General features: G+C 65.6%; 22 protein-coding genes and 1 pseudogene. 9 read left to right on the top strand and 14 right to left on the bottom strand.

Annotated features, from left to right (window positions below; all coding sequences use genetic code 11):
* Positions 1 to 62 precede the first annotated feature (62 nt).
* Positions 63 to 601: pseudogene (locus ACVWY5_RS30020) on the top strand (adenine phosphoribosyltransferase).
* A 149-nt stretch (positions 602 to 750) separates the two neighbouring features.
* Here the strand turns inward: ACVWY5_RS30020 and ACVWY5_RS30015 are convergent.
* The 4 genes from ACVWY5_RS30015 to ACVWY5_RS30000 all read right to left on the bottom strand — a co-directional run bounded on the left by ACVWY5_RS30015 (position 751) and on the right by ACVWY5_RS30000 (position 4386).
* Positions 751 to 1419 carry a P-loop NTPase family protein gene (locus ACVWY5_RS30015; RefSeq protein ID WP_028333177.1) on the bottom strand — a complete coding sequence of 223 codons (669 nt, stop codon included), beginning with the start codon at positions 1417 to 1419 and terminating at the stop codon, positions 751 to 753.
* A 60-nt stretch (positions 1420 to 1479) separates the two neighbouring features.
* A complete protein-coding gene (locus tag ACVWY5_RS30010) occupies positions 1480 to 2223 on the bottom strand; it encodes a P-loop NTPase family protein (RefSeq protein ID WP_016839706.1) in 744 nt (247 codons plus the stop codon).
* A 226-nt stretch (positions 2224 to 2449) separates the two neighbouring features.
* Positions 2450 to 3679 carry a M48 family metallopeptidase gene (locus ACVWY5_RS30005; protein WP_028333176.1) on the bottom strand — a complete coding sequence of 410 codons (1230 nt, stop codon included), beginning with the start codon at positions 3677 to 3679 and terminating at the stop codon, positions 2450 to 2452.
* Between the two features lie 146 nt (positions 3680 to 3825).
* The gene (locus ACVWY5_RS30000; protein WP_028333175.1) at positions 3826 to 4386 is read right to left on the bottom strand and encodes a LemA family protein; all 561 of its coding nucleotides are present in this window, start codon (positions 4384 to 4386) and stop codon (positions 3826 to 3828) included.
* Positions 4387 to 4654: 268 nt separating this feature from the next.
* Between ACVWY5_RS30000 and ACVWY5_RS29995 the strand changes: the two genes are divergently transcribed.
* Positions 4655 to 5671, top strand: a complete 1017-nt coding sequence (locus ACVWY5_RS29995; RefSeq protein ID WP_456671729.1) for an IS30 family transposase — start codon at positions 4655 to 4657, stop codon at positions 5669 to 5671.
* On the opposite strand, the gene ACVWY5_RS29990 is transcribed toward ACVWY5_RS29995, so the two are convergent.
* From ACVWY5_RS29990 to ACVWY5_RS29975, 4 genes are all read right to left on the bottom strand, one after another.
* Entirely contained in the window at positions 5672 to 6637 is a 966-nt protein-coding gene (locus ACVWY5_RS29990; protein WP_028334783.1) for a small ribosomal subunit Rsm22 family protein, read from the bottom strand. It lies immediately after the preceding gene.
* Between the two features lie 135 nt (positions 6638 to 6772).
* Entirely contained in the window at positions 6773 to 10237 is a 3465-nt protein-coding gene (gene smc / locus ACVWY5_RS29985) for a chromosome segregation protein SMC (RefSeq protein WP_028334784.1), read from the bottom strand.
* 333 nt (positions 10238 to 10570) lie between these two features.
* On the bottom strand, positions 10571 to 11227 hold the full coding sequence (locus ACVWY5_RS29980; protein WP_026193256.1) for a DsbA family protein: 657 nt from the start codon (positions 11225 to 11227) through the stop codon (positions 10571 to 10573).
* 122 nt (positions 11228 to 11349) lie between these two features.
* On the bottom strand, positions 11350 to 11829 hold the full coding sequence (locus ACVWY5_RS29975; RefSeq protein ID WP_028334785.1) for a DUF721 domain-containing protein: 480 nt from the start codon (positions 11827 to 11829) through the stop codon (positions 11350 to 11352).
* Between the two features lie 141 nt (positions 11830 to 11970).
* Here ACVWY5_RS29975 and mutY point away from each other — a divergent pair, with 141 nt between their 5' ends.
* Both mutY and ACVWY5_RS29965 read left to right on the top strand, forming a co-directional pair.
* Positions 11971 to 13062 carry an A/G-specific adenine glycosylase gene (gene mutY / locus ACVWY5_RS29970; RefSeq protein ID WP_028334786.1) on the top strand — a complete coding sequence of 364 codons (1092 nt, stop codon included), beginning with the start codon at positions 11971 to 11973 and terminating at the stop codon, positions 13060 to 13062.
* A gap of 147 nt (positions 13063 to 13209) precedes the next feature.
* On the top strand, positions 13210 to 13629 hold the full coding sequence (locus ACVWY5_RS29965) for a PaaI family thioesterase (RefSeq protein WP_028334787.1): 420 nt from the start codon (positions 13210 to 13212) through the stop codon (positions 13627 to 13629).
* A 136-nt stretch (positions 13630 to 13765) separates the two neighbouring features.
* Here the strand turns inward: ACVWY5_RS29965 and ACVWY5_RS29960 are convergent, their stop codons facing one another.
* A complete protein-coding gene (locus tag ACVWY5_RS29960) occupies positions 13766 to 15031 on the bottom strand; it encodes a flavin-dependent oxidoreductase (RefSeq protein ID WP_028334788.1) in 1266 nt (421 codons plus the stop codon).
* 170 nt (positions 15032 to 15201) lie between these two features.
* Between ACVWY5_RS29960 and ACVWY5_RS29955 the strand changes: the two genes are divergently transcribed.
* The gene (locus tag ACVWY5_RS29955) at positions 15202 to 15819 is read left to right on the top strand and encodes a glutathione S-transferase family protein (RefSeq protein WP_028334789.1); all 618 of its coding nucleotides are present in this window, start codon (positions 15202 to 15204) and stop codon (positions 15817 to 15819) included.
* Between the two features lie 79 nt (positions 15820 to 15898).
* Here ACVWY5_RS29955 and ACVWY5_RS29950 read toward each other — a convergent pair whose 3' ends face one another.
* Positions 15899 to 16813, bottom strand: a complete 915-nt coding sequence (locus ACVWY5_RS29950) for a LysR family transcriptional regulator (RefSeq protein WP_028334790.1) — start codon at positions 16811 to 16813, stop codon at positions 15899 to 15901.
* A gap of 151 nt (positions 16814 to 16964) precedes the next feature.
* On the opposite strand from ACVWY5_RS29950, the gene ACVWY5_RS29945 reads away from it, so the two are divergent.
* Complete coding sequence (locus ACVWY5_RS29945) at positions 16965 to 17387, top strand: nuclear transport factor 2 family protein (RefSeq protein ID WP_028334791.1); 423 nt, start codon at positions 16965 to 16967, stop codon at positions 17385 to 17387.
* Between the two features lie 78 nt (positions 17388 to 17465).
* Here ACVWY5_RS29945 and ACVWY5_RS29940 read toward each other — a convergent pair whose 3' ends face one another.
* The 3 genes from ACVWY5_RS29940 to ACVWY5_RS29930 all read right to left on the bottom strand — a co-directional run bounded on the left by ACVWY5_RS29940 (position 17466) and on the right by ACVWY5_RS29930 (position 19935).
* A complete protein-coding gene (locus ACVWY5_RS29940) occupies positions 17466 to 18152 on the bottom strand; it encodes a glutathione S-transferase family protein (RefSeq protein WP_028334792.1) in 687 nt (228 codons plus the stop codon).
* Positions 18153 to 18288: 136 nt separating this feature from the next.
* Positions 18289 to 18585 carry a hypothetical protein gene (locus ACVWY5_RS29935; protein WP_244482632.1) on the bottom strand — a complete coding sequence of 99 codons (297 nt, stop codon included), beginning with the start codon at positions 18583 to 18585 and terminating at the stop codon, positions 18289 to 18291.
* A 216-nt stretch (positions 18586 to 18801) separates the two neighbouring features.
* Positions 18802 to 19935 (bottom strand): site-specific DNA-methyltransferase, encoded by a 1134-nt coding sequence (locus ACVWY5_RS29930; protein ID WP_028334794.1) that lies wholly within the window; start codon positions 19933 to 19935, stop codon positions 18802 to 18804.
* Between the two features lie 108 nt (positions 19936 to 20043).
* Between ACVWY5_RS29930 and ACVWY5_RS29925 the strand changes: the two genes are divergently transcribed.
* From ACVWY5_RS29925 to moaB, 3 genes are all read left to right on the top strand, one after another.
* Positions 20044 to 20247 (top strand): hypothetical protein, encoded by a 204-nt coding sequence (locus tag ACVWY5_RS29925; RefSeq protein ID WP_321176878.1) that lies wholly within the window; start codon positions 20044 to 20046, stop codon positions 20245 to 20247.
* A gap of 70 nt (positions 20248 to 20317) precedes the next feature.
* The gene (ypfJ, locus tag ACVWY5_RS29920; RefSeq protein WP_028334795.1) at positions 20318 to 21256 is read left to right on the top strand and encodes a KPN_02809 family neutral zinc metallopeptidase; all 939 of its coding nucleotides are present in this window, start codon (positions 20318 to 20320) and stop codon (positions 21254 to 21256) included.
* 183 nt (positions 21257 to 21439) lie between these two features.
* Positions 21440 to 22003, top strand: a complete 564-nt coding sequence (moaB, locus tag ACVWY5_RS29915; RefSeq protein WP_028334796.1) for a molybdenum cofactor biosynthesis protein B — start codon at positions 21440 to 21442, stop codon at positions 22001 to 22003.
* Positions 22004 to 22202: 199 nt separating this feature from the next.
* Here the strand turns inward: moaB and ACVWY5_RS29910 are convergent, their stop codons facing one another.
* Entirely contained in the window at positions 22203 to 23144 is a 942-nt protein-coding gene (locus ACVWY5_RS29910; protein ID WP_028334797.1) for a helix-turn-helix domain-containing GNAT family N-acetyltransferase, read from the bottom strand.
* Positions 23145 to 23164: the final 20 nt, after the last annotated feature.

Raw genomic sequence — 23164 nt, 5'->3', positions numbered from 1 at the left:
AATCTCGAGATTCCGGGTTCGATGCTTCGCATCGCCCCGGAATGACCCTCAGAGCGAGACCAATGACCTTCGACCACGACATCAAGGCGACCGTTCGCACCATCCCGGACTACCCGAAGAAGGGCATCCTGTTTCGCGACATCACGACGCTGCTGGCGGATGCGAGGGCCTTCCGTCGTGCGGTCGACGAGCTGGTGCATCCCTGGGCGGGGGCGAAGGTCGACAAGGTCGCCGGCATCGAGGCCCGCGGCTTCATCCTCGGCGGCGCGGTGGCGCATCAGCTCTCCGCCGGCTTTGTGCCGATCCGCAAGAAGGGCAAGCTGCCGCACACCACGGTGCGGATCGCCTATTCGCTGGAATACGGCATCGACGAGATGGAGATGCATGCCGACGCCGTGCAGCCCGGCGAGCGCGGATCCTGGTCGACGATCTGATCGCGACCGGCGGCACTGCGGAGGGCGCGGTGAAGCTGCTGCGCCAGATCGGCGCCAACGTGGTCGCTGCCTGCTTCATCGTCGACCTGCCCGACCTCGGCGGCGCGGCCAAGCTGCGCGCGATGGACGTGCCGGTGCGCACGCTGATGGCGTTCGAGGGACATTAGCGCCGCTCCCTCCACGCGTCGTCCCGGCGAAAGCCGGGACCCATAACCACGACCAGTGATTGTGGAGCGACGCTGTAGGCGCAGCTTTCGCCAAACGCGCAGCGATGGTTATGGGTCCCGGCTCGCGCTTCGCTTGGCCGGGACGACGGTCATCCCCGCTGCAACAGCACGCTCAATTCGAGATCGCGGAACGTCGTGTAATTCCGCCGGATCCATTGATGCAGCTCGGTCGATGAATCCTTTTCCTGGCGCAGATAGCCGGTGAAGGAGAAGTTCAGCCGGTCGATATAGGTCTTCAGGAACACCGGCAGCGCGCGGAAGCGCAGCACCCGGCTGGCGGTCATGACCGGCGGCAGCTCGCCGCGCACCACGAACTCGTTGTCGATGACGATCAGCGCATTCGGCGGGATCATGCCGAGCAGCGTCTGGTAGCCGCGCACCGAGGCGCGGTCGGTATCGGCGACGTACAGGATGACCGGCGCGACGCGACGGCGCAGCGCCTCCTTCATCAGCCCGATCTCGTCGCACATTCTGAAGAATTCGTCGAACGCGTGGTAGCCGAGGTCGATCACCTTGCCGATGCCGTCATTGACGATGACGCGGTCCATCAGCTGCATCTTGCCGTAGGTGTCGATCACGTCTGCGGTTTCGGTGATCCGCGGCAGGTAGTCGAGCAGCGACGGCTCCTTCAGATTGATGTCGTAGCAGACCACGTCGCCGTTCTTGAGCAACAGGAATTCGCCGAGCAGCCGCGCGATCAGCGTCTTGCCGACCTGCGGGCGGGGCGAGCAGATGATGTAAACGGGCGTGGATGACATCGCCCGCTATATCAGGCCAAATTTTCGCCTAATCCAGCCCCATCAAGGTCGAAGATCTGACTATTTTTCGCCTTTGGCCGACTTGGCTCCGACGAGGTCGGTCAGCTTGATCCGGTCGTACTCGCTCCAGACATTGGCGAGCCAGTGCCGGACATAGCCGCGCAGCACGAAGGAGTAGTTGGCGGCGTCGTCGTTGATGCCCTTGTTGGCGACGAATTTCAGGAACGGAACCGAGGAGACCTCGACCTGCTCATAGGCCATTTCGTTGAGCTTCGGGATGGTCAGGTCCACGGCATCCTTGATGCGGTGGAAGTAGGAATTGTAGGTCGCCTGGTCCCACTGGAAGAACTGGGTGTCGTTGATGAAGTTCTTCACCAGGAAATATTTCGCGCCGCTCATGAAGTTGGCAGTTTCGGCGATCTCGTCCAGCGAGGCGATCGACGGGCCGAGGATATGGAACACGGCGAAGGTGATCTGGCCGGAGCGCGCTGCGTCGAGGAAGCCGATATCGCGCAACGAGGCCAGCGCGGGCGACAACAGGCCGGCGCGGACGTCGATCACGGTGACCGAGGGCCCCGAGTTCAGCGTGTCGAAAATCTTCATCTGGTCCGCGGTCGTCGTCATGTCGACGATCTCGGTGATGTCGGGATGGAAGCGCTTCAGCGTCCCGCGCGGCGATTCGGTGTCGAACGCCCGGGTCTGCACGTTATTGGCACTGAAATAGTCGAGGAGCGTCCGCGAGACGGTGGTCTTGCCGACCCCGCCCTTGTCGGCACCCACCACAATCACAACCGGCTTTGCCATGGAAGTCCCTTAAAGCGCGCTCCCGATCGCGATGGCGATCGGCAAGTCCCCACACTGCTTTGGGCGCGAACATGGCAGAAACGAGGGAGAATTCAATTCCTTAAGGCGCCCACGATCGGTTTGGTGGGAATTTCCTTAATGGACTGAGTAAGCTAGGGCCATGATCCGGAAGAATGCGCAGCCGATTTTCCGAGGCAATCATGGTCAAATCAAACCGCTAAAGCGGTCAGCGGCGCGGGCCCCAAGGGCCCTGGAGCGGACCTTGTAGCGGACCAAACGGTCCCTGCCTGGGAGTTGTGCCCGGAAGCGGCGGCGGATTGTTCGGCTGCGCCGGCGGCGTATCGCCCCATGGGCCATGGGTCGCCGGCGGAGGCTGGTCGCCTGCCGCGGACGGCTCATCCTGCGGCTCCGTCTCGTCCGACAGCGCCAGCGGTCCGGGATCGTGGCCGCCGGCATATTTCACCAGGGCATCGACCCGGGACTTCACCGAGGGATGGGTGGCGAACAGGTCGGCAAACCCCTCGCGCGGATTGTCGACGCAGAGTTCCATCACCGCCGAGGTGGCGTCCGGCAGCTCGCCGCGGTTCTCGATCTTGCGCAGCGCCGAGATCATCGCGTCGGGGTTCTTGGTCAACTCCACCGATCCGGCATCGGCGAGGAATTCGCGCGAGCGCGACAGCGCGAGCTTGACCACTTGCGACAGCAGCCAGGCCAGCACGATCAGCGCGACCGCGATGATGATCACGATGATCGCGCCGCCGCCCGAGCCCTTGCTGTCGCGGTCCGAGGAGGATGACGAGGAGCGAGAGGATGAAGACGACCAGCCGCCTCCGCCGCCGCTCGAGTTCCACGACAGGTTTGTGAACAGGCGGAAGAACAACTCGCCGAAGAAGCCGACCACGCCGGCGATGATCACGGCGATCACCATCAGCTGCACGTCGCCGTTCTTGATATGGGTGAGCTCGTGGCCGAGCACGGCCTCGATCTCCTTATCGTTCAGCGCCTTCAACAGGCCAGTGGTGACGGTGATGGCGTATTGGCTCCGGTTCAGTCCGGTCGCGAACGCATTCAGCGCCAGGCTGTCCATCACCTTCAGCTTCGGCATCGGGATGCCGCGCGAGATGCAGAGATTTTCCAGGAGATTGTAGAGCCGCGGCTCTTGCTGCCGCGTCACGCTCTCGCCGCCGGTGACGGCATCGATCATCTTCTGGTGGAAGAAATAGGCGATCACGATCCAGGCCGCTGCCGCGATCGTCGCCCACGGGAAGGCCGAGACCAGGTCGCGCGAGGCCCGCGTCAGGTAATAGTCGACGGTGCGGCCGCTATCGATCATCACCTCCGCGACCAGCGCGCCGGCATAGACCAGCACGTAGATCAGCAGGAACAGGCCGGCAAGCAGCAGCATCGAACGAAACTTGTTCGATGCGATATGCGTGTAGAGACCATAGGCGGCCATGGTGCGCGTCCGCTTCCACCGTCATTCCGGGGCACGTGGCACGCGCGAACCCGGAATCTCGAGATTAGTGAGTGAGATGAGATTCCGGGTTCGATGCGTTGCATCGCCCCGGAATGACCGAAGGGGCGTCATCTCGAAGGAAGTAATCAGAACTTCACGCTCGGCGCCGCCTCGACCTCCGTGCGGCTGGCGCCGAGGTCGAAGAAATCCTTGCGCGTGAAGCCGAACATGCCGGCGAACAGCGCGGCCGGCATCTGCTGGATGCCGGTGTTGTATTCCTGGACCGCGTTGTTGAAGAAGCGACGGCTGGCGGCGATCTTGTTCTCGAGATCGGACAGCTCCGAGGCGAGTTGCTGGAAATTGGCGTTGGCCTTGAGGTCCGGATAGGCCTCCGACAGCGCGATCAGCCGGCCGAGCGCGCCGGAGAGCTGGTTCTCCGCCGCCGAGACCTGGGCCGGACCCTGCGCCGACATCGCCGAATTGCGCGCCTTGATGACGTCGTCGAGCGTGCCGCGCTCATGCGCGGCATAGCCCTTCACCGTTTCGACCAGGTTCGGGATCAGGTCGTGACGCTGCTTGAGCTGCACGTCGATGTCGGCAAAGGCCTGTCCGACCCGCTGGCTGAGCGCCACGAGGCGGTTGTAAGCGCCGAATGCAAACAGCATGAGAAGCACGATGACGCCGATAACGATCCAGCTGGTCGACATGACGGGGCAGCTCCTGATGGACGAGACGGCGGCACCGTAGCCCAAGATCGGGGCGCAGGGCAGCCCGCCGCGGAAAGGTGGGCAAGCGTTAGTCGGTGATGGCCGCAAATTAGTTCAATATCGTCGTCCCGGCGAAGGCCGGGACCCATACGCCGCGGCCCGCGGAAGGGGCGCAAGCGGCGACGACTTCACTCGCAACAAACCTCGGTGGTTATGGGTCCCCTGAGTTCACAAACGAAGTGCAACACTTCCTTGAGGAGGTGTTGCCATGGGGCGGAGTTACAAGCAGCTCTCTCTGGACGACCGATGCGAGATTGCCTGCCTATCGGCCAATGGCAGCTCGGTCCGGCAAATCGCGGCAGCTCTGGATCGCTCGCCATCAACGGTCTCTCGGGAACTGAGGCGCAATCGGGGGAGCCAGGTCGGCTACAAGCCAAACTATGCCCAGCACCAGATGCGAGCGCGGCGCTGGACGGGCGGACGCCTCGAACGGGAGCCCGGCCTGCGCCGCGCGGTGTTGGAACGCCTTCGCCGGGGCTGGTCGCCCGAGCAGGTCGCCGGCCGGCTGGCCCGCGAGTCCGGGCGCAAGGTGATCTCGCACGAGACCATCTACCGCTTCATCTATGCCCAACTCAGGCGCACCACGAACTTCAACTGGCGGCGCTATCTGCCGCGCGCCAAGAGCAAGCGCGGCCGCCGCGGCAAGAGGGGCGGCAGCCCCGCAAGCTTCATCGAAGGCCGTGTTTCCTTGGCAAATCGGCCGATCGAAGTGGCCGACCGCAGCGTGCCCGGACACTGGGAGGCCGACCTGATGATGTTCTCGAAATACGGTCAGGCCGTGCTGACCGTGCACGAGCGCACCTCGCGTCTGCTGCTCGGCATCCGCCTTGCCAGCAAGGTCGCGCGCGGTGTCGCCCGCCATCTCGTGGGCTTCTTCGCGACCCTGCCACAAGAGCTGCGCCAGACCGTGACCTTCGACAACGGCACCGAGTTCGCCGGTCACCTGGCGCTGCACCGCCTCTCGATCGAGACCTTCTTCTGCGATCCCCACGCCCCCTGGCAGAAGGGCGGCATCGAGAACGCCATCGGCAGGATGCGCCGCTTTATTCCCCGCAAGACCGATCTCGTAACCCTCTCGACCGCCAGATTCCGCCAGTTCATCGCCGCCTACAACAACACCCCGCGCAAATGCCTTGACTACCGCACGCCTGCCGAGGCTTTTGCTCAAGTGTTGCACTTCGAATGTGAATCCACCTCCCGGCCTTCGCCGGGACGACGCAAGTAACTAGACCGCATCGCCCCAGCGCCAGTGCCGCGCGCGGGCGTAATCGCCCTTGGCACGGCGCGGCACTCTGGCGACCGTGACGCCCTCGGGCGTGCACAGCTTGGCCGCGATCTCGACCTTGCCGAGATCCGGCTGCGCCAGCACGCGGGACAGGCGTGCCGCGGCCTTGGTGCGGCTCAGCGCGACATAGGCGAAGCGCTCGTCCTCGAACGGGACGTTGGCGCCCTTGAGCTGCTTGTGCGCGCGGGAGCGTTGCAGGCGCTGCGAGAAATGGCACCAGTCGGGCGCGACCAGCGGACAGCCGCCGTCATGCGGGCAGGGGGCAACGACATGCGCACCCGCAGCGATCAATCGCGCGCGGAGTGCGATGATCCGCGCATAGCCGGCGGGCGTGCCGGGCTCGACGACCAGCAGCGTGTCGCTGGTTTTCGACCACAGCGCATCGGCCAGCGCCCCGCGCTCCGCGTCGCCGAGCTCGCCGATCATGTAGCTGGCGACGACGAGGTCGGCGGGCTCGGCCTTACCGAGCAGGGCACGCGCCTGGCCGAGTTCGTAGCTGATGTCATGCAGGCGAATACTGCCGTGAAACAGCCCCTCGGCGAGCGTCTGCAACGCGCCATTGGCGTCAAGCAGAGTGAAGTCCCGCAGCGACGTGAACGCTTCCGCGGCGGCCCAGGTCGCGGTCCCCGGACCGGCACCGACATCGAGCAGGCGCGCCGGCGCGAAGTCCGGCCTGATCTCGGTCAGCGCATTGAGACATGCCACGACCGCAGCATAGGTCGCCGGCATCCGCGCCAGCGCATAGGCCAGCGCATCGGTCTCGGTCCTGATCGTCGAGGAGCCGCCGCCTTCGCGATAGGTCTGCGAGATCACCGCCGCGCGGCCGGCGGCGTCGCTGCGCGACAGGCCTTCGAGCCTGGCGTTGAGGGCCGCGCGCAGTTCGGCGGGGAGGTCGGGTGAGGTCATGGCTCGCCGTCATTTGCACGTCATTCCGACGCGATGCCGCAGCATCGAACCCCAGGGGCGCAATTGCGCCCCCGGGGAATCTCGAGATTCCGGATATGGTCCTTCGGACCATTCCGGAATGACGGCATTTAATCGTTACGCCACGTTCTGGTCGAGGATGTCCACCGCGCCCTGCAGGTCGACCGACACCAGCTGCGACACGCCGCGCTCGGCCATGGTGACACCGAACAGCCGGTTCATCCGCGCCATCGTGATCGGATTGTGCGTGATGATGATGAAGCGCGTCTCGGTCGAGCCGGTCATCTCGTTCAGCAGGGTGCAGAACCGTTCGACGTTGTGGTCGTCGAGCGGCGCGTCGACCTCGTCCAGCACGCAGATCGGCGACGGGTTGGTCAGGAACACCGCGAAGATCAGCGCGAGCGCCGTCAGCGCCTGCTCACCGCCCGAGAGCAGCGAGAGCGTCTGCGGCTTCTTGCCGGGCGGCTTGGCGATGATCTCGAGGCCGGCCTCGAGCGGATCGTCGCTCTCGATCAGATGCAGTGCGGCCTCGCCACCGCCGAACAGCTCGGTGAACAGCCGCTTGAAGTGGTTGTTGACGGTCTCGAACGAGGTCAGCAGGCGCTCGCGCGCCTCGCGGTTGAGGCTCTGGATGCCCTGCCGCAGCCGCTTGATCGCTTCGACGAGATCGTCGCGTTCGGTGGTCAGTGCGGTGTGCTGGGTCTCGACTTCCTTGAGCTCTTCCTCGGCGCGCAAATTGACGGCACCGAGCCGCTCGCGGTCGCGGCGCAGCTTTTCGAGCTCTTCCTCGACCTGCGCGACCGGCGGCAGCTCCTGGCCGGGTTCGATCTCGGCCATGCCGACGACCGCGCTGGGCTCGACCTCGAGCATGTCGTGGATCTCGCGCTCGATGTCGGCGAGGCGGCGGCGCGTGCCTTCCATACGCTCTTCGGCGCGCGCGGTAGCTTCGCGGGATGAGGACAGCGCTTCGAGCGAGGCCTTGGCGAGGCGATCGGTTTCCGCCATCGCGGCTTCCGCGGTCGCCAGCGCGTCGGCGGCGATGCGGCGATCGCCTTCGGCGTGCTCGATCTCCGTGATCAGCGCGCTGCGCTTCTCGGCGAAGACTTCGGGCGCGTTGGCGAGTTCCTCGCGCTCGGCCGACACCTCGGCGATGCGCGCCTCGACGGTCTCGACCTGCGAGGCGGCGCTTGTCTTGCGGTTCTGCCACTCATTGCGCTCGGCAACGATCGCCTGCACGCGGCGGTCGGCGAGCTCGGCCTCGCGGGCCAGCGCCTGCGCCTCGGCGCGGACTTGCGCCGCGGCCCGGCGCTGGTTGTCGATCTCGGCGCGAACCGCGGCGAGCTGGGCCTCGGTCTCGACACCCGGCGGCAGTTCGGCGAGCGCGGCAGCCGCGCTCTCATGCGCGGCTTCGGCCTCGGCGCGGTCGGCGGCGACGCGGCTGTGCGCCTCGGTCAGCGCCGATTTGCGGGCGGCGTGGCGGTTGATCTCGCGCTCGGTGGCGGCATGGCGTTCGCGCGCGGCGTCGGCCTCGCGGCGGGCGGCGCGGACGGCTTCGCGCGAGGCACCCTCGGCGGCGGCCGCCGAGCGCAGTTCCTCTTCAGCCGTCTCCAGCGCCTGGCGCTTGGCGGCGGCATCGATGCGAGCCTGTTCCAGCTCGTGCTCGATGTCGACCAGACGGGCGCGTTCGGCAAGACGGCGGGCGGCGCCGGTCGGGGCATGCGCGTCGGCGACGAAGCCGTCCCAGCGCCAGACGTCGCCTTCGAGCGACACCAGCCGCTGGCCGGTCTTCAGCTGCGACACCAGCGCGGCGCCGCGTTCCTTGGCCACGACGCCGATCTGGGCCAGGCGGCGTGCCAATTCCGGCGGCGCCTGGACATGGTCGGCCAGCCGCTCGACGCCATCGGGCAGCGAAGGATCTTCGCCGGCCACGCCGATATTGGTCCACCGCATCGGCGCCGAGGAATCCACCGGCGCATCGAGGTCGTCGCCGAGCACGGCGCCGATCGCCTTCTCGTAGCCCTTGGCGACGGTGATGCCGTCGATGATCGGTGGCCACAGATTCTTGGTCTCGCTGGTGACGAGCTTGGAGATGGTGCGGGCCTCGGTCTCGAGCCGCTGCACGCGCTTCTCCGCTTCGGTGAGCGGATTGCGCGAGGCTTCCAGCGTTTGCCGCGCGGCGGCGTGATGCGCCTCGCTGGTCTGCACGGCGGCCTCGGACTCGGCGAGCGTCTGCTGCGCCATCTCCATGGCGGCGGCCAGCGCGTCGATGTCGCCGAGATTGCCGGTCTCCTGCGCGAGCTTGGCTTCCTCGGCCTGGACGCTGGCGATCTCCTGATCGAGCCGCGCCAGCCTGTCGCGATGCGTGCGCACACCGGCTTCGAGCTGGTTGCGCTTGGCGGTGAGATCGGCGAGCTGCGTGGTCAGCTCGGAGAACTGACGCTCGGTCGCGGCCAGGATCTCCTCGGCCTCGGCGACGCGCTCGTCGACGCCGGAGCGCTTCTCGACGCGCGACTTGATCTCTTCCTTCAGCTCTGCATCTTCGGTGTCGAGCCGCTGCAGCGCGATGTCGGCATCGGAGGTCTGCTGCTGCTCGCGCGCGATGTCCTGGGCGAACTGGGTGAGGCGGCGATCGAGTTCGCCGACGCGCTCCTTGGCGCGCTGCTCCTCGCGGTCGAGCATCTCGCGCGCGTTGGTCAGGCGCTGCAGGCCGGCGGCGGCGCGCGCCTCGGCATCGCGCAGCGCCGGCAATTCGGCGGCGCGGATCGCCTGGATGCGGGCGGATTCGGCCTGCTCGCGGGTGCGCTCGGCCATCTCGCGCACGGAGATGTCATGGGTCTGCGCGGCGTCGTTGACGTCGGCATTGGCCTCGATCCAGCGCAGATGGAACAGCATGGCCTCGGACTTGCGCACCTTGGCCGCGACCTCGCGGTAGCGGATCGCCTGGCGCGCCTGCTTCTTCAGGCCTTCCATCTGGCCGGTGAGCTGGCCGATCACGTCCTCGACGCGGGTGAGGTTGGTTTCGGCCGCCTTCAGCCGCAGTTCCGCCTCGTGGCGGCGGGCATGCAGACCCGCCACGCCGGCGGCGTCTTCCAGCACGCGGCGGCGCTGCTCGGGCTTGGCCTGGATGATCTCGCCGATCTTGCCCTGGTGGACCAGCGCCGGCGAGCGCGCGCCGGTGGCGGCATCGGCGAACAGGATCTGCACATCTCTTGCACGGACATCGCGGCCGTTGATGCGGTAGACCGAGCCCGCCTCGCGCTCGATGCGGCGGGAGATTTCCAGGAGCTGGCTGTCGTTCACCGCAGCCGGCGCCGAGCGATCCGAATTGTCGATCGTCATCACGACTTCGGCGTGGTTGCGCGCCGGACGGTTGCCGGAACCGGCGAAGATCACCGCATCCATGTCGGCGGCACGCAGCGACTTGTGCGAGGTCTCGCCCATCGCCCAGCGCAACGCTTCGACGAGATTGGATTTGCCGCAGCCGTTCGGTCCGACGACGCCGGTCAGGCCCGGCTCGATCATGAAATCGGTGGGTTCAACGAACGACTTGAAACCGTGCAGGCGGAGGCGCGTGAGCTTCATGTACACAAATCTCGTTTGGCCGGGCGCGAATCTCCCTGCCGTGACAATACCATGGAAGGCAATGTCGGTGTGTGGGTGAGTTGCTGCGTGCAGCTCTCATGAGCGGCGACAATGGCGATGCGAGCGCGTGAGGGCAACCGCTTGAGCAAGCTTTTCCCAAGGGATTTGCAGGGTTTTATGGCCCTTGCATGTCCTCGACGATTCGCATCGTGCGAATCAAGTTTTCAACAACCAAATGATGCGACGGTCGCGTGCCGTGATCGCAAATCATCCACAATTATCGTGCCTCGACTCGAAGCGAGGCACAAAGACGTCAGGTTCGCGGGCTCCCGATCAGCTCTTCAGCAGCGGATCGATGTGCTTGCTGAACTCCTCGAACGAGGTCTCGCCCTTCAGCATCTCGCCGTTGACGAAGAAGGTCGGCGTCGAGTTCACCTTCAGCACCTCGTTGGCGTACTTCTGGTCTGCGGCGATCTTGTCGAGCAGCTTCTGATCCTTCAGGCAGTCCTCGACCTGCTGCTGGCTGAGGCCGGCCTGCTTGCCGATCCGCGTCAGCGTCTCGGTGGTGTTCTTGACCACCCAGTCGTTCTGCTGGCGGAATAGCAAATCGATCACGGCGAAGAACTTCGGCGCGTCGTCCTTGGCGATGCAGCGCGCCAGCATCGAGCCGGCGGCGGCCTTGATGTCGAGCGGGAATTCGCGGAACACGTAACGGACCTTGCCGGGGTCGATGTAGGTCGACTTGATCTTCGGGAACACTGTCTCGTTGAAATTGGCGCAGTGCGGGCAGGTCATCGAGGCGTACTCGATGATGGTTACCTTGGCGTCCTGCGGGCCGAGCCCCATGTCCGGCAGCGACTGCGGCTTGGCGACCTCGGCGGCAGTCTGCGCGAACGCGTCGGTGATCAGGCGCAGCGGCGACAGGCCGGCGAGGGCGGCGAGCCCGGTCAGCGAGAGAGCGGTGGTGAAAGCGCGGCGCGTGATGATCAAGGTCAGCTCCCGGATTGGCGCATTCACGCCACAATGAAGGGGTCCCGAAAAAGAAGCCTTCGCTAGCTTGAAACGGCCATGGTGGCAATGCCGCGGTCTCGCGACCGGCCTGCCGAAAAGCGTCAATTTCGCTTGATCGAGGCACCCAAACGGGCCAGCGCCGCGCGCAGATCGTCGTCCTCGACGGCCGCAAGGTTTGCCGCCTCCCGGGCCACGGTTTTGGCGTCCGGCGGGCGCGGCCGTACCGGGCGGCTGCGGCGCGAGAGCGGTGCCTGCCGGATGGTCAGGCGGCCGACCGCATGCCAGCCGAAGAAGCGGTTCACCCGCTCCAGGATGACGTCGGAGGAGTGCTGGATCTCCAGCGCCATCGGGCCTTCGACCCGCAGCACCAGCGTCGCCGGCTCCTGCGGCTGTCCCTCCACCGGCCGCGGCCATTGCATCTTCAGCGGCTCGCAATAGGCCGCGATCCGCTCGCCCGCGATCTCGGTCCAGCGCGTCACCAGTTCGCGCGCGGCAAAGCCCTGCTTGGCGTAGGCGTCGGTGAAGACGTCGCTGAGCAGGATCGACAGGGGCTTGGCGCTGATCGGGCCGGGTCTGGACATGGGAGGGTTATAGCAGTGGTGGTGATGTGGCTGAAACCGTGTTCATCATTGTGCCGGCGTTTCCGTGCCGGGCGAAGAAAAGACGTGGATGCCCGGGTCAAGCCCGGGCATGACATGGCGAGATGTGGCTAAGATACGTTCATGAGCTCTCGCGCGGCCGCCAAAATCAAATCGACCGATCAGCAGGCCGACCGCCCGGCGCGGCTGCTCGCCTGGTATGACCGGCATCGCCGGACACTGCCGTGGCGCGCAGTGGCGGGGCAGCGGACCGATCCGTACCGCGTCTGGCTGTCGGAGATCATGCTGCAGCAGACCACGGTGCGGGCGGTCGGGCCTTATTTCGAGAAATTCATGTCGCGCTGGCCCGATGTGACCGCGCTTGGGCGTGCCTCGCTCGACGACGTCCTGAGGATGTGGGCCGGGCTCGGCTACTATTCGCGGGCGCGCAATTTGCACGCCTGCGCGGTCGCGGTGATGAGCAACCACGGCGGGGTGTTTCCGGACACCGAAGACGGCCTGCGCGCGCTGCCCGGCATCGGGTCGTACACCGCTGCCGCGATCGCCGCCATCGCCTTCGACCGCCGCACCATGCCGGTGGACGGCAACATCGAGCGCGTGGTCAGTCGGCTCTACGCCATCGAGGAGGCGCTGCCGCAGGCCAAGCCGCAGATCAAGGAGATGGCGGCAACATTGCTCGGCCCGTCCCGCGCCGGCGACAGTGCTCAGGCGCTGATGGATTTGGGCGCCACGATCTGCACGCCGAAGAAGCCGGCCTGCGCATTGTGTCCGCTGAACGACGACTGCGCGGCGCGCACGCGCGGCGACCAGGAGTCGTTCCCGCGCAAGGCACCGAAGAAGAGCGGCACGTTGCGCCGCGGCGCGGCCTTCGTGGTGACGCGTGGCGGCGAGCTCCTGGTGCGCTCGCGCGCGGAAAAGGGCCTGCTCGGCGGCATGACCGAGGTTCCGGGATCGCAATGGCTGGCCGGGCAGGAAGACGCTGCGGCACTTGCCCAGGCGCCGGAACTGAAGGGCGTCACGCACTGGCACCGCAAGGCGGGCGTCGTCACCCACGTGTTCACGCACTTCCCGCTCGAGCTCGTCGTCTATACCGCCAGCGTGCCGCCGCGGAGCCGCGCGCCGGACGGCATGCGCTGGGTGCCGGTGGCGACGCTGGACGGCGAGGCGTTTCCGAACCTGATGCGCAAGGTTGTCGCGCATGGGCTCGATCTCTGACGATGGGATGAATCACATCATCGGCTCATTTTTTTGAGCATGATCTTTTCGGAAAACCGGTTCCCACTTTTCCAGATCATGCTCTGACCTGCTGACACCATGCTGGCAGCAGGGCTTCGCTATTACCTCCGGAAACCGGAGGCCGCCATGATCGCAACCGCACTCGACCGCATTCCGATGCCGTCCGTCGCAAAGCTACTGGGTTGGCGCGTGGTCGACGCCCGTCCGCGGGAGGGCTGGATCAGGATCGTGTTCGACGGCAAGCCGGATTTTTGCAATCCGGCCGGCTTCATCCAAGGCGGCATGCTCTCGGCAATGCTCGACGATACGATGGGGCCGGCGGTGTTCGTGATGACCGAGGGCCGGCTCTTCACCACGACCATCACGATGACCGTGAATTTCCTGGCGCCGGCAAAACCGGGGCCGATCACCGGCGAGGCGACGGTGACCCAGCTCGGCAAGACCATCGCCTTCGTCGAGGGGAAGCTGATCGCCGTCGACGGCACACTGCTCGCCACCGCAAGCAGCAGCATCCGCCTGGTGGAGGCGGCGCGCGCGCTGCGGTGAAGCCGCGCCCGCATTGGTAAGGCTGTCATGCTGAGGTGCGAGCGGAGCGAGCCTCACCAGCCGGGCCGTTCATCCTTCGAGACGCCGCTTCGCGGCTCCTCAGGTGACGGTGATAGATAGTGCGCCGCGCTACAACTTAGCCCGCCCGCTGCACGATCGGCGGCTTGGCGTTCAGTCCCTCGACCTGGAAACCGGCGACGCGCTTGTAGTTGGCGGCGATGTCTTCCAGCTCCTGCTGCGACAGCACGTCGGTGACGACGTTGAAGCCATCAGGCGCGCGCTCCTCGACCAGCTGCATCACCTGCTCCGGGCCGTTGCGGCGGTTCAGCATCACGAGGTCCGTGGTCGCGGGCCGCCGTTCGGCCTCATAGGCGGCGAGCGCCGCCTGGGTCGGGCCACGCGCCAGGATCTCGCGCGTCAGCACGCGCGCATCCAGGATCGCCTGCGAGGCGCCGTTGGAGCCGATCGGATACATCGGATGCGCGGCGTCGCCCATCAGCGTGACGCGGCCGAACGTCCATTGCGGGATCGGATCGCGATCGACCAGCGGATATTCGTAGGCGTGCGGACAGTTCCGGATCAGGCCGGGGACATCGAGCCAGTCGAAATTCCAGCTCTCGAACCACGGCAGGAACTCGTCGAGCTTGGCGGTCCGGTTGTAGTCCTCGCGGCGCCATTGATAGGTCGGCGGCATGTGTCGCTCGGCGACCCAGTTGATGTCGAACTTGCCGTCGGGGCCGGCCTCCTTCGAGATCGGGTAGCAGACGAATTTCAGGATCTCATGGCCGGCCATGATCATGGTGCGTCCGGTCAGGAAGGCATCGCCGCGGGTGATGCCGCGCCACAGGATGCGGCCGTTCCAGATCGGCGGCCCCTCCTGCGGATAGAGCTTCTCGCGCACCACCGAATGGATGCCGTCGGCGGCGATCAGCACCGCGCCGTCATAGCTGCCGGCGGACTTGCCGGTAGCGCGGTCGATGAAGTCGGCGCGGATGCCGTCGGCGGTCTCGGTCCAGCCGGTGAGGTGATGGCTGGTGAGGATGTTTTCAGCGCCGAGCCGTTCGGTCGCGGCATCGACCAGCAGCTGTTGCAGCCGGCCGCGATGGATCGAGAATTGCGGCCATTTGTAGCCGGCCTCGAGCCCGCGCGGCTCGCTCCAGATCGGCTTGCCGTGCTTGGAGAAATAGGCGAGCTCGCGGGTGCGCACTGCTGAAGCGTCGAGCACATCGTGCAGGCCGAGTTCGATCAGTTCGCGCACCGCATGCGGCAGCACGTTGATGCCGACGCCGAGCGGCCGCAGCTCGGGCACGCTCTCGAAGACGCGGGCCGGCACGCCGATCTGGTGCAAGCTGAGCGCCAGCGTCAGCCCGCCAATTCCGCCGCCTGCAATGAGCACAGTCATGAAAAATCCCCTCGATTGGCCATGGTCATCGCACGACGGCACCGCCGCGGGCAAGCTCCGCGGCGCGCGGGGTGGACGGCAAAGGGGGCTGCCGCTAACCTCCGTTGCATCCCATAAAAAGCCAGGGCCGGGTTCAGAGCGAGCCGACAAGGCCCGGAGAGGACAACGACATGCTCAAGCTCTATTTTGCCCCCGGCACCTGCGCGCTCGCGTCTCACATCGCGCTGGCCGAGGCCGGCGCTCCCTACACGACCGAGAAGATCGACTTCAAGACCAACCAGCAGAACAGCCCGGAATACCTGAAGATCAATCCGAAGGGCCGCGTGCCCACTTTGGTGACCGATCGCGGCGTGCTGACCGAGACGCCGGCGATGCTGGCCTACATCGCGCAGACCTTTCCGCAGGCGAAGCTCGCGCCCGACGACGCCTTCGAATTCGCCAGGCTGCAGGCCTTCAACTCCTATTTGTGCTCCACGGTGCATATCTGCCACGCCCACAAGATGCGCGGTGCGCGCTGGGCGACGCAGGAGACTTCGTTCGCCGACATGAAGGCGATGGTCCCGAAGACCATGGGCGCCTGTTTCAACCTGATCGAGCGCGACATGCTGAAGGGCCCGTGGGTGATGGGCGAGAATTACACCGTCGGCGACTCCTATCTCTACACGCTGACCCTCTGGCTCGACGGCGACGGCGTCGATATCGCAACGCTGCCCAAGGTGAAGGCGCATCGCGCTGCGATGGAGAGCCGCCCGGCGGTGCAGAAGGTGCTGGCGGAGCAGAGGGTGTAAGCGCGGAGGACAAGGCGGAAGCCAAGAACTCGCTGTCGTCCCGGCGCAAGCCGGGACGACGCGGGGATAGAGCGCGCCGCTACACTTTCCCCGTCTCCAACTCGCGTCCGGTCTCCAGCATCAGCTTGCGCAGCCACAGCGAGCCGGGGTCCATCTGCGCGCGGGTCGGATAGAACATGTGCTGCTCGTCGATCCCGGGATCGAGCGGCGGCGTCACCGTCATCAGCGATAATTGCGTTGACAGCGCCGAGATCAGCCGGCGCGGCACGAAGGCGACGAGGTCGGTGCGCGCGGTGACGTGCAGCGCCTCGATATAGCCCGGCACCACCAGCGCGATCCGCCGCTCGATGCCCTTGGCGCGCAGCCAGGTGTCGATCAGGTCCTCGTTCTGGCCGCGGATGATCACGGCGACATGGCGTGCGGCGAGGAACGCCTCGCGCTTCTTCAGCTTCGTGCCGGCGGGGTGGCCGCGGCGCACCGCGAGTGCATCGCTGTCGGTGTAGAGCCGCTGGCGGTGAAAGCCCTTGAAGGAGTCGCCGATCGAGATCACGAGATCGATGGTGCGGGCGAATTCGGGCGTGAAGATCGCAGGTCCCCGCCACGGCACTACGTCGATGGTGACGTTCGGCGCGATCAGCGTCACCTTTTCCATCAGCGACGGCATCAGGAGCTCGACCGCGAGGTCGGGCATCATCAGGCGAAAGTGCCGGTCGCTGCGCGCGGCGTCGAAATCGTCGGAGACGAACAGCGTACGCACCTGGTCGAGCGCATGGGCCAGCGGCGAGCGCAGCGCCTGCGCCCGCGGCGTCAGCTCCATCCGCGCGCCGTTGCGGACCAAAAGCGGATCGCCGATCAGGTCGCGCAGCCGCTGCAGCGCGTGGCTGGTCGCGGGCTGCGACAGATTGAGCCGCATCGCGGCGCGGCTGACATTGGCTTCACGCAGCAGGGCGTCGAGCGCGACCAGCAGATTGAGGTCAAGCGAATTCAAATTCATCCCGTGAATATATATCATACCACCTATCGATTGGAAGAATGCGCGCAGGCGCCGCAGGATTGCGGGCAAGGCATTTTTCACGCGAGCCGAAGACCGTATCGCGTGAGCAAACGCCTGAAATCAAGGTCTATCAATCGCAAGGAGAGGCGCCATGAGCGCAGCCGACAACAAGAAACTGGTGCAGGAGATGTTCGTGATCGCAGGCAGTCCCGATCCCGCGGTGCGCGAGAACTCGCTGTTCATGGCAACGCTTGCCGACGACGCGATCTGGACCGTGACCGGGCAATATTCCTGGTCGCGTTCCTTCACCGGCAAGCAGTCGATCATCAACGATCTGCACGGCCATGTCCGCTCGAAACTGGTCGAGCGCGGCCGCACCGTCGCCCATCGCATCATCGCCGACGGCGACATCGTCGTGATCGAGGCCAAGGGCGACAACCTCACCAAGCAAGGTCAGCGCTACGACAACGACTACTGCCTGGTGTTCCGCTTCGACGACGGTCGGATCAAGGAGGTGCGGGAATATTGCGACTCGGTCCTGACCGAGAGGGCGCTCGGCGCGTTTCCTGCGTAGCGGCGCGCCGCCAATGGGCGGCACAAACGAAGACGGCGCCCATCCGGGCGCCGTCGTCTTGCCGTCTTGTGGATTGGCTTACGCCACCTTGGACTTGAGGTGGCCGAACATGATGTCGCGCGCCGCGTCATCCATCTCGGCCTTGAAGGTGTGCTTGTCCTTCAGCGCGATCGCGCGCGCCGCCGCCGGCCGCGCCGAGATCTCGTCGACCAGCCGCTTGACGTTCGGATATTTGGCGTAGCCTTCCTCGCCGAGGATGAACGCCGCCATCCGCGCCCAGCCCCAGAACGCCATGTCGACGATCGTGTAGCTGTCGCCGACCATGTAGCGCTGTTTCGCCAGGTGATCGTCGAGGATCTTGTAATGGCGGTGCGCCTCGTACTGGTAGCGGTTGTTGGCGTAGTCGAGATCCTTCGGCGCGAAGTGCTTGAAGTGCACGGCCTGGCCGGAATAGGGGCCGAGGCCGGTCGCGATGAACATCAGCCAGGACAGCGTCGCGGCGCGGTTGGCCGGCGTATTGGCGGGCAGGAACTTGCCGTGCTCCTCGGCGAGGTAGAGCAGGATCGCGTTCGAGTCGAACACCAGCACGCCGTCATCGTCGATCGCCGGCACCTTGCCGTTCGGGTTGACCTTCAGGAATTCCGGCGCGAACTGCTCGCCTTTGCGGGTGTCGACCGGGATCGCCTCGAACGGCAGGCCGGACTCTTCCAGGAACAGCGCGACCTTGTTCGGGTTCGGCGCACCGTTGAAATAGAATTTGATCATGAAGGGACTCCCTTGGTTCTTGTAGCCGGCGAGATCGGGATGCGGCGGGGAAGGCCGCAGACGATCCCCTCATGCGCAAATTTCGCTGCGCTGCGCAAGCGACGAGTTTGTGAATCAGGGTCGCGTGGCGCGCTGGTCAGCCGGCCCAGAAGAAGCCCAGGATACCCGCGACGACCAGCGCGATGCCCGCGACGTCCAGCGCGGCGGCGGAGCGGGTCGCAGCACGCAAATGGGAGACCTGCGTCGCGCGTTCTGATCCCCGCGCGTAGCCATGGACGATGATCTCTTCATTGAACTCGCCATGCGCCTCGAGGGCGAGCGTCAGCCCGACGCAGACGAGCAGGATGCCTAAAATGATCAGGCCGAAGAATCCGAGCAGGCCGATCAGCAGCATCGGAAACATGCCGAGCAGGAAGACCGGCAGCAGCGGCACCAGCAGCAAGGTCTCGGATTGTCTTCGCATCGGCGACCAATCGAAGCGGCAAGTGATGGGGCCGAATCTAGTCCCGCCGTCGCGGCGCAACAAGGCGGCCCGCGTTCAAGACGGCGTCATCTTCCCCAACGTGTCATTCCCGGCTGCGCAATTGCGTATCTGAGGGCGCCGCGAAGCGGCGAGCCCGGAATGACGAGGAAGATTAGCCGGCTTGCCTCAGCCCGCGGCCATCTCGGAGCGGATCTCGGCGCGCAGTTCGTCGATCAGCCGCAGGCCGCTCTTGGTCTCGACGTGCCAGAAGGTCCAGCCGTTGCAGGCGCCGGAGCCCTGCGCGACGGCGCCGATGCGGTGGATCGAGCCGACCTTGTCGCCGAGCATGATGGCGCCGTCGGCGCGCACCAGGGCGCCGTGGCGCTTCTTGGCGTCGACCAGCCTGGCGCCCGGCACGATCATGCCGCGCTCAATCAATTCGGAGAACGCCACCCGCGGCGCCTCGCGCGCGGTCATGAACGGCGCCAGCGTTGCTTCCGGCAGCGGCTCGATCGCGGCGATGCGCGCCTCGGCGGCGGCGGCATAGGTCTTGTCGCGCTCGAAGCCGATATAGCTGCGGCCGAGGCGCTTGGCGACGGCGCCGGTGGTGCCGGTGCCGTTGAACGGATCGATCACGAGATCGCCGGGCTTCGAGGACGACAGCAGCACGCGGGCGAGCAGCTGCTCGGGCTTCTGCGTCGGATGCACCTTCTTGCCGTCGCCGTCCTTGAGGCGCTCCTCGCCGGTGCACAGCGGGATCAGCCAGTCGGAGCGTGCCTGCACGTCCTCATTGGACGCCTTCAGCGCTTCGTAATTGAAGGTGTAGCCCTTGGCCTTCTCGTCGCGCGCGGCCCAGATCATGGTCTCGTGCGCATTGGTGAAGCGGCGGCCGCGGAAGTTCGGCATCGGATTGGACTTGCGCCACACGATGTCGTTCAGGAGCCAGAAGCCGAGATCCTGCATGATCGCGCCGACGCGGAAGATGTTGTGATAGGAGCCGATCACCCACAGCGTTGCCGACGGCTTCATCACGCGGCGGCAGGCCAGCAGCCAGGCGCGGGTGAAATCGTCATACGCAGCGAACGACGAGAACTTGTCCCAGTCGTCGTTGACGGCATCGACATGCGACTCATCGGGGCGCTTGAGGTCGCCCTTGAGCTGCAGATTGTAGGGAGGATCCGCGAAGACCAGGTCGACCGAGCCGGCCTGAAGCTTCGACAATTCGGCCACGCAATCGCCAATGACGATGTGGCTCGATGGGGCACTCTCAAATTTAGTGCGGGGCGCCCTTGCAGACGCCCCGCGACGCGACACTACCATGACTCAAGAACTCTGACTCAGGCGACGCTGTCGGCGACGCGGGACTAAACAACCGACTGGCGTCACATTGACCCGGCAAAGTAAAAATCGACTTAATTGGAAATCTTCATGCAAAAGATTGCAGCATCTTTTGCGCGTTATGGCGCAGTGCCGTCGGCGTTGTGCTGCAACATCAGCGCGTTCGGCGAAAAAATTTGCGGATCATCAAACCGGCACGATTTGCGCGGTAGATTCGCCCTCATTCGCAGCCGTTTGCACCGCAAGGGATGCGCCTCTTCCGGACTAGGCAATTATTGCCGGGCAGGATATTGATTAACAGAATGGAAATTTTAGGTTGGAGTGTCCCGCGTTGGGTCGCCGACTGGAATGAAGGGAAACCGCCATGCGCTATGATGATTTCCGCCGCAGCGACGACATCGAAGACCGTCGCGACGAAGGCGGGATGGGCGGAGGTGGCGGTGGCGGTTTCGGCATTCCGATGGGTGGTGGCGGGCTCGGCATCGGCACCATCATCGTGCTAGGCCTGCTCGGCTACGCCTTCGGCATCGACCCGCGCATCCTGATCGGCGGCGCCGAGATTCTCACCGGCGGCGGCCAGGCGCCGACCTACCAGACCGACCGGCAGTCGTCGGGCGGGCAGGCCAAGCGCGGCGCGCCGACCGACGAGATGGGCAGCATGATCGCCGGTATTCTCGGCGAGATCGACGATCGCTGGAGCGAGATCTTCAAGGCCAGCGGCCAGACCTACACCGGTCCGAAGATCGTGCTGTTCCGCAATGCCACCAATGGCGGCCGCTGCGGCATGGCGCAGTCGGCGATGGGACCGTTCTACTGTCCGCCGGACAAGACCATCTTCCTCGACACCGGCTTCTTCCGCGAGGTCGAGACGCGCTTCCGCGGCTGCTCGGGCAACGCCTGCAAGTTCACCGCGGCCTATATCATCGCGCATGAAGCCGGCCATCACATCCAGAACCTGCTCGGCATCATTCCGCGCGTGAACCGGCTGCAGCAGCAGGCCGGCAGCAAGGCCGAGGCCAACGCGCTGCAGGTGAAGGTCGAGCTGCAGGCCGATTGCCTTTCCGGCGTCTGGGTCAACCGCGAGGAGAAGAAGCGGCCGGGCTTCCTCGAGGCCGGCGACATCGACGCCGCGCTGACCACCGCGAACGCAATCGGCGACGACACGCTGCAGCGGCAGGCGACGGGCAGGGTGGTGCCTGATTCATTCACCCACGGCTCCGCGGCGCAGCGCAAGGAGTGGTTCATGAGGGGCTACCAGCAGGGCACAGTGCAGGCCTGCAACACGTTCGGCGGTAGCTTGTAGCCGCGTGCCGGTAGCGTCATCCCCGGATGAGCGCGAATGCGCTCACTCGGGATATGTTCGCCTCTTGGCGACCTCGAAGGATGACGGAGCCCGTGGCCCATCCTAAGGTGCTCGCCCAGTGATGCAGGTGCACCGTAAGGCGAGCACCTCGGGATGACGTCAGCGGGATGGAAGGAGGTGTAAATGTCCTCACACGACGAATCCAAATCATTCATCCCGCTCAACATTGCGGTGCTGACGATTTCCGACACCCGCTCGCTGGCGGATGACAAGTCGGGCACCACGCTGGCCGACCGTCTCACCGCCGCCGGCCATAAGCTCGCGGCGCGCGAGATCGTCACCGACGATGTCGAGGCGATCAGAGCCGTGATCCGGCGCTGGATCGCCGATCCCGCTGTCGATGCCGTCATCACCACCGGCGGCACCGGCTTCACCGGCCGCGACGTGACGCCGGAGGCGGTCGAGCCGCTGTTCGAGAAGCGGATGGACGGCTTTTCGATCGCCTTCCACATGCTGAGCCACGCCAAGATCGGGGCGTCGACGATCCAGAGCCGCGCCACCGCCGGCGTTGCGGGCGCCACCTTCATCTTCTGCTTGCCCGGCTCGCCCGGCGCCTGCCGCGACGGCTGGGACGGCATTTTGGCCGCGCAGCTCGACTACCGCACGCGCCCCTGCAATTTCGTCGAGATCATGCCGCGGCTGGATGAACATCTGCGCCGCCCGAAGGCGAAAGGCGCGAGCGCTTAGCCGCTGCTTTTTTGTCATCCCGACGCGCAATTGCGCATCTGAGGGCGTGTGAACCACGAACCCGAATCTCAAGGGTGAGCTTCCGTAGCCCGGATGGAGCGAAGCGAAATCCGCGGCAGTCTCTTCCGCGGCAGCACCGCTCCCGGATTGCGCTCGCTCCATCCCGGCTACGCAGTCCAGGCGCCTCGGCGCTGCGGATTCACAACTCCAGCTCCCAGGTCTCGCCGACCAGGTCGACGCCGAAGCTGTGGTGCTTTTCTTCCTTGACCCGCTCGAAGCCGGCGCGGGCGTAAATGCCGCGCGCGGCGACCAGGATGCTCTGGGTCCACAGTGTCATCTTCGTGTAGCCCTTCTCGCGCGCGACGCGGATGCATTGCTCGACCAGTGCGCGGCCGACGCCGAGTCCGCGCGCCTTTTCTTCCACCAGCAGCAGCCGCAGCTTGGCGACCCCGTCGCCGCCGTCCACCAGGAAGACCGAGCCGACCGGCTCGCCGTCGACCTCCGCGATCCAGCAATTCTCGCGGGCAGGATCGAACGATCGCAGAAACTGCGCGCAGATCTCGGCCACCAACGCCTCGTAGCTGATGTCCCAGCCATATTCCTCCGCGTAGGCTTGTCCCTGCCGCGAGACGACCCAGCCCATGTCGCCGACGCGATGGCTGCGCAGCAGGAAGCCGACCGGTTTCTCGGCCGGCGGCTCCAGCGATTGCTCGATCGTGCCCATCGCGCGCACCACCGCGGCGCGACGGTCGCTGTCCATCTGCTTCAATAGCGCCCCGACCTCGCTGCGCGAGCGGCGGTCGAGATCGGCGGCTGCGGTGCGGCCCTTGGCCGTGAGGGCCACCTCGTTGACGCGCTTGTCGGCCTTAGACGGCTTGCGCGTCACGATCTGGCGCCTTTGCAGCGCCGCCAGCGTGCGGCTGACGAAGCCGGCATCGAGGTCGAGATCGCGCACCAGATCGGTTGCGGTGCAATTTTCGCGATGCGCGAGCTCGTAGATGATCCGCGCTTCCTGCAGCATGAATGTCGAGTGCAACAGCTTCGGCTCGATGATGCCGAGCTTGCGGGTATAGAACCGGCTAAAGCCGCGGACAGCGGCGACCTGGCTCTCGAGCGTGGTGTCATGGGAATTTGATTTCATCAAATATATTATTTGACGGA

Source organism: Bradyrhizobium sp. USDA 3256, from assembly GCF_054058275.1.
Note: the sequence above shows the minus strand (reverse complement) of the source record. Positions and strands in the feature narration are given on the sequence as shown.